This is a genomic window from Klebsiella sp. Sb-30 (genome assembly GCF_057652795.1).
The window spans coordinates 4,821,409-4,837,465 of record NZ_CM172749.1 but is presented as its reverse complement, the minus strand read 5'-3'; the positions used below and the strand labels follow the sequence as shown (position 1 = coordinate 4,837,465).

Below are 16,057 nucleotides of genomic sequence, written 5' to 3'. Positions count from 1 at the left end.
GATCACATCGATGAAAATTATTTTCATATAGCCTTCACTCTTACACAATCTTAACAATATATTCATGTATGCCTTGACGGGCCAGATCACGAAACCACAAGAGGAAAACGCGATGCAACGAATCGTTCTGTGTTGTGCGGCGGGCATGTCGACCAGCATGCTGGTCAACAAAATGAAGGCGGAAGCGCAGCAGCGCGCGCTGGCGCTGGATATTTACGCCGTTGCGGTGGCGGAGTTTGAGCGCGAGCTGGCCAATGCCGATGTGATCCTGCTGGGTCCGCAGGTGAAGTATGAAGCCGGGCGCCTGAGCGCGCTGGCCGCTCCGCACGGTAAAGCGGTGGCGGTGATCGATATGGCCGACTACGGCATGATGCGCGGCGCGGCCGTGCTCGATAAGGCGCTTTCGCTGCTTAATCACTGATTTTTTCTCTCTTAAATCTGAACCACCACGCGCAATCATGCCGGTTGCGTGCGGCTCTCTGCATGCCGAAAGGGGCCTCTATGCAAACACTGAAAATCGCCGTGATTGGCGGCGGCAGTAGCTACACGCCGGAGCTTATTGAAGGAATTATCGTTCGTTATGAGCAGCTTCCGGTCACCGAGCTGGCGCTGGTCGATGTTGAATCCGGCAGGGAGAAGGTCGGGATTATCGCCGCGCTGACGCAACGGATGTTGAAACACAAAGGGCTGGAGCACGTTACCGTCAGCGTCCATTTTACGCTTGATGAGGCGATTCGCGGCGCCAGCTTTGTCTTAACCCAGCTGCGCGTCGGCCAGCTGGCAGCGCGCGCGGCGGATGAACGCCTTGGGCTGAAGTATCATCTGCTGGGGCAGGAGACTACCGGCGTCGGCGGATTCGCTAAGGCACTGAGGACCATTCCGGTGATCCTTGAGGTGGCGCGCAAAGTGGAAGCGCTGGCGCCGGAGGCGTTTATTCTCAACTTCACCAACCCGGCGGGGATCGTCACTGAAGCGGTGAGCCGCTACAGCAAGGCAAAGATCATTGGCCTGTGCAACGTGCCCATTAATATGCAGCACATGATCGCCGGCATGCTGGGCGCCAGAGAGGAGGAGGTCAAACTGCGTTTTGCCGGCCTCAACCATATGGTCTGGGTGCATAAGGTCATGCGCGGGGGCGAAGATGTCACCCGCAAGGCGATCGACATGCTGTGTGATGGCCAGGCGCTGTCGATGAATAACATCAAGGAGCTGCCGTGGCCGGCTGAATTTCTGCGGGCGCTGAACGCGATTCCCTGCCCGTATCACCGCTACTTCTGGCTGACGCCGGCGATGCTGACGGAAGAGATCGCCGCGGCGAAAAGCAAAGGCACCCGCGCCGAGCAGGTGATGAAGGTCGAACAGGAGCTGTTCGCGCTGTACGCCGATCCGGGGCTGGCTGAGAAACCGGCGCAGCTCAGCTTCCGCGGCGGGGCCTACTACTCCGAAGTTGCCGTGGAACTGATTACCGCCATCCACAACAATCTCGGTAAGGAGATGGTGGTCAACACCCGCAACAACGGTGCGATTCACGGGCTGGATGATGACGCGGTGGTGGAGACCAACAGCATTATTGATGCCCAGGGGGCACGGCCGCTCACCTTTGGCGCATTGCCTCCGGCGATGAATGGCCTGACGCAACAGGTGAAAGCGTTCGAACGGCTGACCATTGAAGCCGCGGTCCACGGCTGTCGCGACAGCGCGCTGCTGGCGCTGGTGACCAACCCGCTGGTGGGGAACGTCACCGATGCGCAGGCGTTACTGGATGAAGTGTTAACTATCAACCGTCAGTGGCTGACGCAATTTAACTGACCATTATTTCCTTCGGGGATCGCAAATGTCGAACACTACCTTCATTGAACGTTACGTCATGCCTGCGGCGCTGAAATTCGCCGGGCAAAAACATGTTCTGTCCGTACGCGACGGCATTATTCTTAATATGCCGTTTATGCTGATTGGTTCGTTTTTCCTGATTTTTGCCTATCTGCCGATTCCGGGCTATGCCGATATGATGAGCGGCCTGTTCGGCGATGTCTGGCGCGATAAAATTCTCTATCCGGTGAAAGCGACCTACGACATCATGGCGCTGATCTCCAGCTTCGGCATCGCTTACCGGCTGGCAGAGAAATACCGTACGCTGGATCCGCTGACCGCAGGCGCCCTGTCGCTGGTCGCTTTTGTGATGACCATTCCACAGCACACGCTGTTCACCCCGGTCCACGGGGCGGCGGAGGTGGTGAAAGGGGTGATTCCGGTCGGGCTGGTCGGTAGCCAGGGGCTGTTTGTGGCGATCGTGATTTCGCTGCTCTCTACTGAGATTTACCGCTTTGTCGCCGGGCGTAATCTGGTTATTCGCATGCCGGACGGTGTACCGCCGGCGGTGGCGAAATCCTTCCTCGCGCTGATCCCCGGATTCTGCGTGCTGGCGGTGGTGCTGGCGCTGCGTCTGGCCGTGGAAGCCTCCTCGTTCGGCGATATTAACAGCATGATCGCGACCATTATCGGTATTCCGATGCACCATATCGGCGGTACGCTACCGGGGATGATTATCTCGGTTATCCTGATCGGTATCCTGTGGACTCTGGGCCTGCACGGTGATGCTATCGTGCTGGTGTTTATCCAGCCGGTGTGGCTGTCGAATATGTCCGAAAACCTGACGGCGTTTCAGAACGGCCAGCCGATTCCGCACATTATTACGCAGCAGTTTTACGACCTGTGGATCGCCCCGGGCGGTACCGGAGCGCTGCTTGGGCTGGTGATTTTTATGCTGTTCAGAAGCCGTAGCCAGCAGATGAAGCAGTTAGGGAAAATCGCCGCGCCGGGCGCGTTGTTCAACATCAGCGAACCGATGGTATTCGGCATTCCGCTGGTGATGAACCCCTGGTTCTTCCTGCCGTTTATTTTGACGCCGGTGCTGCTGGTGATTGTTTCGTATACCGCGATGGCCACCGGGCTGGTGGCGCCGCCGGCGGGGATTGCGCTACCGTTTACCACGCCGATTTTTATCAGCGGCTACCTGGCGACGGGCGGGCATATTTCCGGGACTATTCTGCAGGTCGTTAACCTGAGTATTTCGCTGGTGGTCTATTACCCGTTCTTCCGGGCGTGGGATCGTCTGAAAGCGAAAGAGGAACATGCGGCGACGCAGTCGGAAGTGAGCGCTACGCTGTCTGCGGCTGACCGCACGTAACGTCTGCTCACTCCGGCGCGGCAGCGCCGCTGTCCGGGCTACCGGCTCGCCGAAGTTGGCGAACCCGTAGCCCGGTTACAGGCAGCGCTCCAGGGGTTACTCCTGCAGCCACCATACCGCTTCAAACGGCCGTAGGGTCATGGCGGCCGGGCGATTCGCCGCTTCCGCGTAATTGCTCATCAATACCTGCCAGTCGCCGTCCACCTCCTCCGGCTGCCAGCTCTGGAACTCGCGGCTCAGGTTCGCCGCGACAACCAGCGTTTTCCCTTGCCACTGGCGGCGATAACACCACAGCGACGGATGATCAGGCAGCAGGTCCAGATAGTCGCCCCAGGTCAGCACCGGCGTGGTTTTACGCAGCGCAATCAGCCGCTGGTAGGTGTAAAAGACGGAATCCGCATCCGCCAGCGCCGCCTCGACGTTGATCGTCTGATAGTTATCGCACAGCGCAATCCACGGTTCACCGGCGGTAAACCCGCCCTGGTCGCGAGCGTCCCACTGCATCGGCGTGCGGCTGTTATCGCGCGATTTACTGGCCAGAATCGCCAGCAGCTCATCGGGAGCCTGTCCCTGCGCCGAGCGCTCAATAAACATGTTATGACTCTCGACGTCGCGATAATCGCCGATCTGCGAGAAGTGCGGATTGGTCATGCCAATCTCTTCGCCCTGATAAATATAGGGAGTGCCCTGCATGCCGTGCAGGACCATCGCCAGCATTTTCGCCGCCGGTACCCGGTATTCCCCTTCATCGCCAAAACGCGACACGATACGTGGCTGATCGTGGTTACACCAGAACAGCGCATTCCACGCCCGGTTGTGCATGCCTTGCTGCCAGTGAGTGAACAGCGCTTTCAGCGCCACGTAGTCCGGGCGCGCAAGGGTCCATTTTTCGCCGCCGGGATAGTCCACCTTCAGATGGTGGAAGTTAAAGGTCATCGACAGCTCGCGGCCGTCCTGTGCGGCATATTGCTGGCAATGTTCCAGCGAGGTAGAGGACATCTCGCCGACCGTCATCAGATTACGCGGCGTGAAGACATCGCGGCTCATCTCCTGCAGGAATTCGTGGACCCGCGGACCGTCGGTATAAAAACGGCGGCCATCCCCCTGGGTATCCGACGGGAAGGTTTGATCTTTCGAAATCAGGTTGACCACATCGAGGCGCAGGCCGTCGACGCCGCGGTCGGCCCAGAACTCGCACACCTTTTTGAGTTCCGCACGGACCGTCGGGTTTTCCCAGTTGAGATCTGCCTGCTCCGCGGCGAACAGATGCAGATAGTACTGCCCGCTCTCCGCGTGCCACTGCCAGGCGTTGCCGCCAAACTTCGAGCGCCAGTTATTGGGCGGCGTCGTCGGTTCGCCATCGCGCCAGATATAAAACTGGCGGTACGGACTCGCTTTATTCAACGACTCGCGAAACCAGGCGTGGGCGGTAGAGGTATGGTTGAAAACCATATCCAGCACGATACGGATCCCGCGCGCTTTTGCCTGGGCGACCAGCTCGTCGAAATCATCCAGCGTGCCGTAAGTGGGGTCGATGGCGGTATAGTTCGCCACATCGTAGCCGTTATCGACCTGCGGTGAGACGTAGAAAGGCGTCAGCCAGATGGCGTCCACGCCAAGTTTTTGCAGGTAGTCGAGGCGCGAGGTGACCCCACGCAGATCGCCGGTACCGCTGCCGGTCGTGTCCTGGAAACTCTTCGGATAAATTTGATAAATAACGCCGTTTTGCCACCAGTGGGGGAGGGTATTCATATCGCTTTCCTGCTACAACGAAGGGGCGCCAGCGCGCCCCGGAAGAAAAAATCAGACAATCTGTAATGTGCCCTGACGGAACTTACGCTGATAGATGACGGTGGTGAGAACAATCGGCACCACCACCGCAATGACCATCGCTAAGCCGAATACCTGCCAGTAAGTTGGCTGAATGGAGAGGATGCCCGGCAGGCCGCCGACGCCGATCCCGTTCGCCATGACGCCATTCAGGCCGCACAGCAACCCGGCAAGACCGGAGCCGATCATCGCGCAGAGCATCGGGAAGCGGTATTTCAGGTTGATGCCGTACATTGCCGGCTCTGTGACGCCCAGGTAGGCCGAGATAGCGGCCGGTACGGAGATCTCACGTTCGTTCTGTTTGCGGCTGGCGATAATAATCCCCACCACTGCCGACGCCTGAGCGATGTTGGACAGCGCAATCAGCGGCCATACCGGCGTACCGCCCATGCTTTGAATCATCTGCATATCGATAGCCAGCGTGGTCTGATGGACTCCGGTAATGACCAATGGCGCGTAGAGGAAGCCGAACAGCGCGGCGCCAATCGGCGCAAAGCTACCGGTCATCAGGTGGCGCACGGCAAAGGCGACGCCGTCGCCGATCATGCGGCCAAACGGACCGATAAAGGCGTGAGCGAGGAACACCGCCAGAATCAGGGAGCAGACCGGTACCACCACCAGATAGAGGTAGTCAGGCACGATGCGTTTCAGGCGCGTTTCGATAAAGCCGAGCGCCAGACCCGCCAGCAGCGCCGGGATGACCTGCGCCTGGTAGCCGACCTTCGCAATCGTAAACAGGCCGAAGTTCCACACTTCCGGCACCTGCTGGCCCAGTAGATAGGCGTTCATCAGCTGTGGAGAGACCAGCGTGACGCCGAGCACGATGCCGAGGATCGGCGTGCCGCCCATTTTCTTCACCGCTGACCAGCAGATACCCACCGGCAGATAGAAGAAGATGGCTTCGCCAATTAGCCACAGGAAGTCATAAATGGTTTTCAGCGACGGGTGCATCTGCGCCAGCGTCTGGCCGTTGCTCATCGGCAGATCGCCGATCACGTTGCGGAAACCGAGGATCAGACCGCCGCTGATCAGCGCCGGTAGCAGCGGGAAGAAGATCTCGGCAAAGTGCGAGATCAGCTGCTCGTGCCACTTCATATTTTGCCGCGCCGCCTGCTTGGCCTGTTCCTTATCGGCAGACGCTTTGCCGGTGGTCGCCAGCAGGGCTTTGTAGTAATCGCCGACTTCTGTGCCGATCACGACCTGGAACTGCCCGGCGTTGGTAAAGCAGCCTTTCACCATGCGCAGCTGCTCAATTTCTTTCGGTTTGGCGATGGCCGGATTGTTCAGCACAAAGCGTAGACGGGTAATACAGTGACTGACGGTCGCAATGTTATCGCGCCCGCCGACCAGTTCGATTAATTTATCGATGTCCTGCTGATTTACTTTGCTCATTATGAGGCCTCAAAACAGAGGGAAGAGATTGCGTAATGACCTGAGACGAATCCTAACCGCTCCGTTCAACTTTCAAAATGGGAACGTTCCCGAAACGCAGCAACGATCACATAAATCCAACAAACGGGCTTAAATCAGCGCGGCGGGAATGACGATTTGACGAGGTTCTGCCTGGCCGCCGATCTGGGCGATCAGCTGTTGGGCCGCCTGGCGACCGGCCTCGGCGTAACCGGGATTCACGGTCAGGATTTCCGGATGGAGAAACTTCATCAGCGGCGTACTGCCGACGCTGGCGACCTGCAGATGTCCAATGCGTTGCTCTTGCAAATACTTGCTGGCGCCGAGGGCGAGGGTATCGGTCGCGCACACCAGCGCGCTGGTATCGGGGGTCAATACGCCGGCGACATTTTCATAACCCTGTTTCATGGCCAGGCCCGGCAGGGCGGCGGACGGGATCAACTGATGCTGCTCGCAAAAATTGAGGTAGGCCTGATGGCGGCGCTGCCCGGTGGTGACGTCGCTATGCGGTACCCCGAGGAAGCTGATATGCCGATGACCGCCATCGTACAGACGCTGCATCAGCATGTTCACCGCGCCGTTGTCGTCGTAGCAGACGGAGGCGAATCCCGGCGCGTCGCGGGCCAGCAGCACCATCGATTCCCGCCACGGCGTCAGCATCTCTTCGCTAATGCCGGTAAAGCCAAACAGTACCACGCCGTCGATATTGCGGCGGGCGAGGATCCCCAGGTGCTCGCCGACCAGCGCGGGAGAGAACTGGCTTTCCATCATAATCGGATCGTAACCTTGCTCGTAAAAGGCGGGCAGCATGGTCTGTACGGCAAGGTTTTCCGACAGCGAGTCCAGACGGGTGACGATAATCGCCACCACTTTATCGCTCTGACCACGCATCGCCCGCGCTGAGCGGGAGGGCGAGAAGCCGTGCTGTTGCATCACCGCCTCGACCCGTTCACGGGTGCGCTCATTGACGCCGCTTTCGTTATTAAGCACGCGGGATACCGTCGATTTCCCGACGCCGCTTAAGCGCGCGATATCTTTGATGGTCAGCCGGTTTTGCATGCAGAGGTCTCGTCGTGGTCCGATAAAAGTGAGCCTAATGCTACTCAACCAAACCGCAATGAGCAAAGTCTGGTTTACGTCTTGTTTAGTTACGCGGGGTTATCATTAAGACAGTGGCTATAAATTGCCTGTTGCTCGCGGTACTCTCGCGCCGCTTTTACTCACTTACCGGAGATTATATGGACCCCGATCCCACTCCTCATCCTCGATGGAGTTACATCCTTTTCCGGTAAGCCTGCTTAGCACTGCTTTACCGGAAGCGTAAAGCAGTGACGTCCTTGATGTCCCTGCCATAAAAAATAATACCTGACAGGTAAGGTTCTATCGTGCCTGTCTGTTTTGCCGCGTTCGTCTGTACGAGCGTGGAGGGACTGTTTATGCTGAAAAATATCACCCGGCAGCTGTTTGCACAGCTCAGCCGCCATTTGCCGCGCCGACTGGTTCAGCGCGATCCGTTACCTGATGCCCGCAATCTGGCCACTGCGCCGATTCCGGATTCGTTGGGTAAACACTGCCTGAACGTGGCGGCAATGGACGAAAATGAAATCTGGCGCGCCTTCGAAAGCCACCCGGAAGGGCTTAACGACGCCGACGTTGCGCGGAAAATTGCCCGCTACGGCGATAACCAAATTCCGGCACAAAAACCGGCGCCGTGGTGGGTGCACCTCTGGACCTGCTACCGCAACCCGTTCAACCTGCTGCTGACCGTGCTGGGTATCGTCTCGTATGCGACGGAAGACCTGTTTGCCGCAGGCGTGATTGCGCTGATGGTGGGGATCTCCACGCTGCTCAATTTCATTCAGGAAGCCCGCTCGACCAAAGCGGCGGATGCGCTGAAGGCGATGGTCAGCAACACCGCGACGGTGCTGCGGGTGGTCAACGAACAGGGCGAAAGCCGCTGGTGCGAACTGCCGATTGATCGGCTGGTGCCTGGCGATATCGTGAAGCTGTCGGCCGGGGATATGATCCCGGCAGACCTGCGTATTCTTCAGGCGCGGGATCTGTTCGTGGCCCAGGCGTCGCTGACCGGTGAATCGCTGCCGGTCGAAAAAGTGGCGAGCAGCCGCGACCCGCAGCAGGGCAACCCGCTTGAGTGCGATACCCTGTGCTTTATGGGCACCAACGTGGTGAGCGGAACGGCGCAGGCGATGGTCTTCGCCACCGGCGGCAACACCTGGTTTGGCCAGCTGGCCGGGCGGGTAAGCGAGCAGGAGAGCGAACCCAATGCCTTCCAGAAAGGCATCAGCCGCGTCAGCATGCTGTTGATCCGCTTTATGCTGGTGATGGCGCCGGTGGTGCTGCTGATCAACGGCTACACCAAAGGCGACTGGTGGGAAGCGGCGCTGTTTGCCCTGTCGGTGGCGGTGGGCCTGACGCCGGAGATGCTGCCCATGATTGTCACCTCGACCCTGGCACGCGGGGCGGTGAAGCTGTCGAAACAGAAAGTCATTGTGAAGCACCTCGACGCGATTCAGAACTTTGGCGCGATGGACATCCTGTGCACGGATAAAACCGGCACCCTGACTCAGGATAAAATCGTGCTGGAAAACCATACCGATATTTCCGGTAAGGTCAGCGAGCGGGTTCTGCATTGCGCATGGCTGAACAGCCACTATCAGACCGGGTTGAAAAACCTGCTCGATAAGGCCGTGCTGGAAGGCGTGGACCTGGATGCGGCGCGCCAGCTTTCTGAACGCTGGCAGAAAGTCGATGAAATTCCCTTCGACTTCGAACGTCGCCGTATGTCGGTGGTGGTGAGTGAACAAGACGGCGTGCATCAGCTGATCTGCAAAGGTGCGCTCCAGGAGATCCTCAACGTCTCGACCCAGGTGCGCCACAATGGTGAAATCGTGCCGCTGGACGATACCATGCTGCGCCGTATCAAACGCGTCACCGATACCCTGAATCGCCAGGGGCTGCGCGTGGTGGCGGTGGCGACTAAATATCTGCCCGCCCGCGAAGGTGACTATCAGCGCATTGACGAGTCCGATCTGATCCTTGAAGGCTATATCGCCTTCCTCGACCCGCCGAAAGAGACCACCGCCCCGGCGCTGAAAGCGCTGAAGGCTAGCGGCATTACCGTCAAAATCCTCACCGGCGATAGCGAGCTGGTGGCGGCGAAGGTGTGCCATGAAGTGGGGCTGGACGCCGGCGAGGTGGTCACCGGTAGCCAGATTGAAGACATGAGCGATGACGAGCTGGCGGCGCTGGCCAAACGCACGACCCTGTTTGCACGTCTTGCGCCGTTACATAAAGAGCGCATCGTCACGCTGCTTAAACGCGAAGGCCATGTGGTCGGCTTTATGGGCGACGGCATCAACGATGCTCCGGCGCTGCGCGCGGCGGATATCGGTATCTCCGTGGATGGCGCGGTGGATATTGCGCGCGAAGCTGCGGATATTATTCTGCTGGAAAAAAGCCTGATGGTGCTGGAAGAGGGGGTGATCGAAGGTCGCCGTACTTTCGCCAACATGCTGAAATACATCAAAATGACCGCCAGTTCGAACTTTGGTAATGTCTTCAGCGTGCTGGTGGCGAGCGCCTTTTTGCCGTTCCTGCCGATGCTGCCACTGCACTTGCTGATCCAGAACCTGCTGTACGATGTATCCCAGGTGGCGATCCCGTTTGATAACGTCGACGACGAGCAGATTCAAAAACCGCAGCGCTGGAATCCCTCGGAACTGGGGCGCTTCATGGTCTTCTTTGGCCCGATAAGCTCGATTTTCGATATCCTGACCTTCTGCCTGATGTGGTGGGTGTTCCAGGCCAACGTGCCGGAAGCCCAGACGCTGTTCCAGTCGGGCTGGTTTATTGAAGGGCTGCTGTCGCAAACGCTGATTGTGCATATGATCCGTACGCGGCGGATTCCGTTTGTTCAGAGCCGCGCCGCATGGCCGCTGTTTGCCATGACGCTGGTGGTGATGCTGGTTGGCATCGCTCTGCCGTTCTCGCCGCTGGCGGGCTATCTGCAGCTGCAGGCCCTGCCGCTGAGCTACTTCCCGTGGCTGATTGCTATTCTGGCAGGCTACATGACGCTGACGCAGATGGTAAAAGGCTTCTACAGCCGTCGCTACGGCTGGCAATAACCCGTCTTTGTGCCGACCGTTCTCCCTCAGGGGAGGACGGTCTTTTTGGCATTTCTCTTAAATCTCAGAAAGTTGTGAACCCCGTCATCCCGTTTGCTTGACGCTCTTTTGCGCGCATGTTAACCCAATGTTTTGCTTTTTTTTGGCCCGTCATCAAAAGGAAAACTCATGCTTAACTCTGTGCGCAATGGCCTGCTGACCAGCGGATTATTATTTGGCGCGATGGCACATGCCGCTCCGGCCGGCGATCTGCCGCTGATGCCGTGGCCGGCTCAGGTCGAACGCCCGCAGTCGCCGGGGGCGTTGGTGGTGAATAACGCGCTGACGCTGAACGTGACCGGCGACGTGCCCGGCGACGCCGTGGGCCGCTGGCGCGAGCGCATTGCCCGCCAGACCGGCTGGACGTTACAACCGCAAATGGCGCCGGTTACCACGCCGACAATTAACGTGGTGGTGGCCAAAAAAGTGCCGGCGATTCCTCGTCCTGACAGTGATGAAAGCTACCAGCTGAAGGTGACCGCCGAGGGCGTTACCCTCAAGGCAAATACCCGGTTTGGTGCGATGCGCGGGATGGAAACGCTGCTCCAGCTGATGCAGAACGGCGCCGAGAACACGGCAATTCCTTACGTCACGATTGATGATGCGCCGCGCTTCCCGTGGCGCGGGCTGCTGCTGGATTCCGCTCGCCACTTCATGCCGCTGGAGGCGATCAAACGCCAGATTGACGGCATGGCGGCGGCCAAGCTCAACGTCTTCCACTGGCATCTGACCGACGATCAGGGCTGGCGCTTCGCCTCCACGCGGTATCCGAAACTGCAACAGAAGGCCAGCGACGGGCTTTTTTATACTCAGGCGCAGATGAAAGAGGTGGTGCGCTACGCGGCGGACCGCGGCATTCGCGTGGTGCCGGAAATCGATATGCCTGGCCACGCGTCGGCGATTGCGGTGGCCTACCCGGAGCTGATGAGCGCCCCGGGGCCCTACGGCATGGAGCGCCATTGGGGCGTACTGAAACCCGTGCTCGATCCCAGCAAAGAGACCACCTACGCCTTTGCCGAGGCGATGATCGCCGAGCTGGCGGCTATTTTCCCCGACCCGTATCTGCATATCGGCGGGGATGAAGTGGACGACAGTCAGTGGAAAGCTAACCCAACTATCCAGGCGTTTATGCGCGAGAAGGGGCTGGCCGATAGCCACGCGCTGCAGGCGTACTTCAACCGCAGGCTGGAGGCAATCCTCGAAAAATACCACCGGCAGATGGTCGGCTGGGATGAGATTTATCACCCGGACCTGCCGAAAAGCATTCTGATTCAGTCCTGGCAGGGACAGGACGCGCTGGGCGAGGTGGTAAAGCAGGGCTATCGGGGGATCCTCTCCACCGGTTTCTATCTCGACCAGCCGCAGTACACTGCCTATCACTATCGTAATGAAATTGTGCCCCAGGGGCTGAACGGCGTGGATACGATAAGTGATAACGACAGCGCGCAGAGCTGGAGTTTCTCGATGCCACGGCTGAAGGGCAGCGCGGTGGAAGGAAGCTTTACACTGATTAAAGGCGAGGGCGGCTGGCGCGGGTTTATTGATTTCAAAGGCAAATCTCGTCGTGCGGTGCAGGATATTGAATGGGGCGGCGACGATCGGCTGACCTTTCGCGTCGACACCTGGATGGGGGAAACCCGACCGGTGCTGACCGTGAACGACGATAAGCTGGGCGGCTATTTCCTGCTGGGCAACACCCGCTATCCTGTCAGCGGGCAAAGGCTGGAAGCGGTGCCCCAGGGCACGCCGCCGGTGGTCCCGGAGGCGGACCAGCAGAAGAACCTGCTCGGCGGCGAGGCGGCGCTATGGGCGGAAAACGTGGCGGCGCCGGTGCTGGATATTAAACTCTGGCCGCGGGCCTTTGCGGTGGCGGAGCGGTTGTGGTCGGCGCAGGATGTCAACGACAGCGATAACATGTATCAGCGGCTACAGGCGATGGACAGCTGGTCTACGGTGTCGGTTGGCCTGCAGCAACATACCCAGCAGCTGGTGCAGTTCACGCGCTTAGCCAACGGCGGCAGCACGCTGCCGCTGCAAATTCTCGCCCAGGCGCTGGAGCCGGCGCACTACTACACCCGCCAGCATCTGAAATTCCAGGCTAATCATTATCATCTGTTTGAGCCGCTGAACCGCCTCGCCGATGCGTTACCGGCAGAAAGTACGACCGTGCGCAACCTCGATCGTTGGGCGTCGCGTTTGATCAGCGATGCGGAAGACAGCGAAAGCGCGGATGCGCTGCGCCATATTTTTACCCTCTGGCAAAATAATATCGCCGATGCGCAGGCGCTGACGGAAAACAGCTATCAGCTGGCGGCGATAAAGCCGGTGGTGGCGCAGGTGGATAAGCTGGCGACGCTGGGGATACGGCTGACCGATCTGGTGGCGCGGCAGGGCACGCTGGATGATAAAGAATATGCGTCGGTTCAGGCGCAGCTGGACGAGGCGGCGAAAATGCAGGATGAGCTGGTGATTGCGGCGGTTTATCCGCTGGAGAAACTGCTGCGGGCGACGAAGGTCGAGTAGTGAAACTCCCTCACCCGGCGCGGTAATAAAGGCGTATGGGTGAGGGGATGCGAGGCTTAGCGACGAATGGCGATCGCTTCGATCTCGATTTTCACATCTTTCGGCAGGCGAGCCACTTCCACGCAGGAGCGCGCCGGGAAGGTCGCGTGATGTTCGGTGAAGAACGCTTCATAAGCGGCATTCACGGTGGCGAAGTCGTTCAGATCTTTAACGAATACGGTCGTTTTAACAATGTCGCCGACTTTCAGGCCTGCGGCTTCAACGATAGCTTTGACGTTGTCCAGAGACTGACGCGCCTGAGCGGCGACATCTTCCGGCACGCTACCGGTTTTCGGATCGACGGGGATCTGGCCGGAAGTGATGATCATGCTGCCCAGATCAACACCCTGAACATACGGGCCGATTGCTGCTGGTGCATTTTCCGTCGCGATAGTTTTAGACATGAGTTCTCCTGAATAACAGCATTATTAAGTAGTGACGCAAAATCCTTCGAGTTGCAACGACGCGGCAAGGGGCGAACCGCCCGCACGGCCGACAAAGAAGCAGCTTGAAGGATAGCGCGTATGGAACCCGGCCATTATAGGGAGCCGGGTTGCCAATACCAACCTCAATTAGTTGGCCAGAACCACATAATGCGAAAACTCTTTTTCACAATATTTGCACTTCAGCGCGATATCGTTTTCCCGCTTTTTCACCGCAAAGCTGGAGGAAACCGGCTCGGCATGGCTGATACAGTTGCTGTTCGGGCAGACCAGCACGCTGTTAATCCGATCCGGCAGATTCGGGCGTGACTTACCGACTACTTCATAATCATCGATGCGGTTGACCGTCGCATGCGGGGCATACAGCGCCAGCTGGTTTACCTGCTCGTCGGTCAGGAACGTATTCTCGATTTTTACCAGGTCCTTGCGGCCCATTTCACCTGACGGCAGGTTCAGGCCGATGGTGATCCGCTGATCCGTTTCGGTCAGTTTGAACAACGTCAGCAGTTTAAAGCCCACCTGCGCAGGGATGTGGTCGATAACGGTGCCACGTTTAATGGCTTCTACCTGCAGTTTATTATCGTGTGTCATGGTCGTTTCCCCTTACAGAGCCAGCTCGCTATTCAGTACCAGTGCCAGTAACGCCTGGCGTGCGAAGATGCCGTTGCCGGCCTGCTGGAAGTACCAGGCGTGCGGCGTTTTATCGACATCGGTGGTGATTTCATCAATGCGCGGCAGCGGGTGCAGCACTTTCATATTGTGACGGGCGCCGTCGAGGTCGGCGGCACGCAGGACAAACTGCGCTTTCACGTTGGCGTATTCCGACGGGTCAAGACGCTCTTTCTGCACGCGGGTCATGTACAGAATATCCAGCTCTCCCATCACTTCATCAATGGCGCTGTGCACGCTCCAGGCAATCCCTTTCTCATCCAGCATATCGAGGATGTACTGCGGCATCGCCAGCGCATCCGGGGCGATAAAGTAGAAGCGGTTGCCGTTGAATTTCGCCAGCGCCTGGGTCAGCGAATGGACGGTGCGGCCATATTTGAGGTCGCCAACCATCGCGACGTTGAGGTTTTCCAGGCGGCCCTGAGTTTCCTGAATGGTGAAGAGATCCAGCAGGGTCTGTGTCGGGTGCTGGTTAGCGCCATCGCCGGCGTTGAGGACCGGGATACCGCCGGAAAACTCGGTCGCCAGACGCGAAGCCCCTTCCTGCGGATGGCGCATCACGATGGCGTCGACGTAGGTGCTGATGACCGAAATGGTGTCGGCCAGGGTTTCCCCTTTTTTGCCCAGCGAGGTGTTGCTGCTGTCGGAAAAGCCCACCACGCTGGCGCCGAGGCGGTGCATCGAGGTTTCAAACGACAGGCGGGTACGGGTGGAGGCTTCAAAGAAACAGCTGGCGATAACCTTATGCTTCAGCAGTTCCGGCTGTGGATTCGCTTTCAGTTTTGCAGCGGTCGCCAGAACCAGTTCGAGGTCTTCTCGGCTGAGATCGTTTATGGAAATGATATGTTTTTGATATAGCGGGTTAGCCATGTTTATCTCCTGACGCCTGGGCAAAAAAAAAGCCCCTTAAATAAGGGGCTTCGAGAATTCATTGAGCAACGGAAAGAAAAACGCTACGCCAGCGCCTGTGTTCAGACGCGGTAAGACAGAATGTCGTACGCAGTAGACCATGCTTCCTCCCGGCAAATCGACCGGCATTATACGCAGCTCAAATTTCGGATCAAGCGATTAGTACACAAACAAGAAAACGATTGCTTCGATAAGGCTGCGCCAGCGCAAAAAACCGTAAAAAAGAGGTGGTATGGCAGTGTGAAGGGGCGTATAAAAACAAAAATGAAAAGCTGTTTTATCTTTGAGGGGTACTATGATCGTTGGTCACATTCACCATCTGCAGGCCTGGCTACCGGACGCGTTGCGTCAGGCGATTGAGCACGTTAAAGCCCACGTGAGCGAAGAGACGTCGCCCGGCAAATACGATATTGACGGTAACAACGTGTTTTATATGATTTCAGAAGATACGACCGAACCTCTTGCCGCCCGCCGCGCGGAATACCATGCGCGCTATCTGGATATCCAGATTGTGCTGCGCGGCCAGGAGGCCATGACCTTCAGCACCCGCCCTGCCGCCGGCGCAGCGGACATCGACGGGCTGGCGGAGAGAGATATTGCGTTTCTGTCGGCCGGCGAACAGGAGAAAACCGTCATTCTGAACGAGGGGGATTTTGTGGTCTTTTACCCTGGAGAAGTGCATAAGCCGCTGTGTGCCGTGGGCGAACCGGCCAAAGTGCGTAAGGCGGTAGTGAAGATCCTGATGGCGTAAAAAATCCCCCGCAGGCGCTACGCTTACGGGGGAGGTCATCCGGATGAAGGCTCTTGTGCCGCAATCCGGGGAGATCATCCGCTAGCCGGTCAGGCGCGATAGCACCGCTCCG

Annotated in this window: 15 protein-coding genes; 7 read left to right on the top strand and 8 right to left on the bottom strand. The window is 58.2% G+C overall.

Going from position 1 to position 16,057, the window contains the following annotated elements:
• Window positions 1–112: 112 nt before the first annotated feature.
• The 3 genes from AC236I_RS22590 to celB all read left to right on the top strand — a co-directional run bounded on the left by AC236I_RS22590 (window position 113) and on the right by celB (window position 3,187).
• A complete protein-coding gene (locus AC236I_RS22590; RefSeq protein ID WP_004857247.1) occupies window positions 113–421 on the top strand; it encodes a PTS sugar transporter subunit IIB in 309 nt (102 codons plus the stop codon).
• An 80-nt stretch (window positions 422–501) separates the two neighbouring features.
• Complete coding sequence (locus AC236I_RS22585) at window positions 502–1,809, top strand: 6-phospho-beta-glucosidase (protein ID WP_075808937.1); 1,308 nt, start codon at window positions 502–504, stop codon at window positions 1,807–1,809.
• A gap of 25 nt (window positions 1,810–1,834) precedes the next feature.
• Window positions 1,835–3,187: a PTS cellobiose transporter subunit IIC gene (gene celB, locus AC236I_RS22580; RefSeq protein WP_004857251.1), complete on the top strand. Its 1,353-nt coding sequence runs from the start codon at window positions 1,835–1,837 to the stop codon at window positions 3,185–3,187.
• A gap of 96 nt (window positions 3,188–3,283) precedes the next feature.
• Here celB and treC read toward each other — a convergent pair whose 3' ends face one another.
• The 3 genes from treC to treR all read right to left on the bottom strand — a co-directional run bounded on the left by treC (window position 3,284) and on the right by treR (window position 7,486).
• Window positions 3,284–4,939, bottom strand: a complete 1,656-nt coding sequence (gene treC, locus AC236I_RS22575) for an alpha,alpha-phosphotrehalase (RefSeq protein ID WP_004857259.1) — start codon at window positions 4,937–4,939, stop codon at window positions 3,284–3,286.
• Window positions 4,940–4,990: 51 nt separating this feature from the next.
• Window positions 4,991–6,409, bottom strand: a complete 1,419-nt coding sequence (gene treB, locus AC236I_RS22570; protein ID WP_004857263.1) for a PTS trehalose transporter subunit IIBC — start codon at window positions 6,407–6,409, stop codon at window positions 4,991–4,993.
• A 129-nt stretch (window positions 6,410–6,538) separates the two neighbouring features.
• Complete coding sequence (gene treR / locus AC236I_RS22565) at window positions 6,539–7,486, bottom strand: trehalose operon repressor TreR (RefSeq protein ID WP_004857268.1); 948 nt, start codon at window positions 7,484–7,486, stop codon at window positions 6,539–6,541.
• A 179-nt stretch (window positions 7,487–7,665) separates the two neighbouring features.
• On the opposite strand from treR, the gene mgtL reads away from it, so the two are divergent.
• From mgtL to AC236I_RS22550, 3 genes are all read left to right on the top strand, one after another.
• Entirely contained in the window at window positions 7,666–7,719 is a 54-nt protein-coding gene (gene mgtL, locus AC236I_RS22560; protein ID WP_155417144.1) for a mgtA regulatory leader peptide MgtL, read from the top strand.
• Window positions 7,720–7,863: 144 nt separating this feature from the next.
• A complete protein-coding gene (gene mgtA / locus AC236I_RS22555; RefSeq protein WP_015585300.1) occupies window positions 7,864–10,572 on the top strand; it encodes a magnesium-translocating P-type ATPase in 2,709 nt (902 codons plus the stop codon).
• 168 nt (window positions 10,573–10,740) lie between these two features.
• Window positions 10,741–13,134: a beta-N-acetylhexosaminidase gene (locus tag AC236I_RS22550; protein ID WP_487608645.1), complete on the top strand. Its 2,394-nt coding sequence runs from the start codon at window positions 10,741–10,743 to the stop codon at window positions 13,132–13,134.
• 56 nt (window positions 13,135–13,190) lie between these two features.
• Here the strand turns inward: AC236I_RS22550 and ridA are convergent, their stop codons facing one another.
• From ridA to AC236I_RS22525, 5 genes are all read right to left on the bottom strand, one after another.
• Complete coding sequence (gene ridA, locus AC236I_RS22545) at window positions 13,191–13,577, bottom strand: 2-iminobutanoate/2-iminopropanoate deaminase (protein WP_004857278.1); 387 nt, start codon at window positions 13,575–13,577, stop codon at window positions 13,191–13,193.
• A gap of 168 nt (window positions 13,578–13,745) precedes the next feature.
• A complete protein-coding gene (gene pyrI, locus AC236I_RS22540) occupies window positions 13,746–14,207 on the bottom strand; it encodes an aspartate carbamoyltransferase regulatory subunit (RefSeq protein WP_004857283.1) in 462 nt (153 codons plus the stop codon).
• 12 nt (window positions 14,208–14,219) lie between these two features.
• Window positions 14,220–15,155: an aspartate carbamoyltransferase gene (gene pyrB / locus AC236I_RS22535; protein ID WP_004857285.1), complete on the bottom strand. Its 936-nt coding sequence runs from the start codon at window positions 15,153–15,155 to the stop codon at window positions 14,220–14,222.
• Between the two features lie 2 nt (window positions 15,156–15,157).
• Window positions 15,158–15,217 carry a pyrBI operon leader peptide gene (locus AC236I_RS22530; RefSeq protein ID WP_112150686.1) on the bottom strand — a complete coding sequence of 20 codons (60 nt, stop codon included), beginning with the start codon at window positions 15,215–15,217 and terminating at the stop codon, window positions 15,158–15,160.
• On the bottom strand, window positions 15,192–15,296 hold the full coding sequence (locus AC236I_RS22525; protein WP_015585298.1) for a pyrBI operon leader peptide: 105 nt from the start codon (window positions 15,294–15,296) through the stop codon (window positions 15,192–15,194). Before AC236I_RS22525 ends, AC236I_RS22530 begins: the two co-directional genes overlap by 26 nt.
• Before the next feature lie 193 nt (window positions 15,297–15,489).
• Here AC236I_RS22525 and AC236I_RS22520 point away from each other — a divergent pair, with 193 nt between their 5' ends.
• Window positions 15,490–15,945: a YhcH/YjgK/YiaL family protein gene (locus AC236I_RS22520; RefSeq protein ID WP_004857287.1), complete on the top strand. Its 456-nt coding sequence runs from the start codon at window positions 15,490–15,492 to the stop codon at window positions 15,943–15,945.
• The last annotated feature ends 112 nt before the right edge of the window (window positions 15,946–16,057 follow it).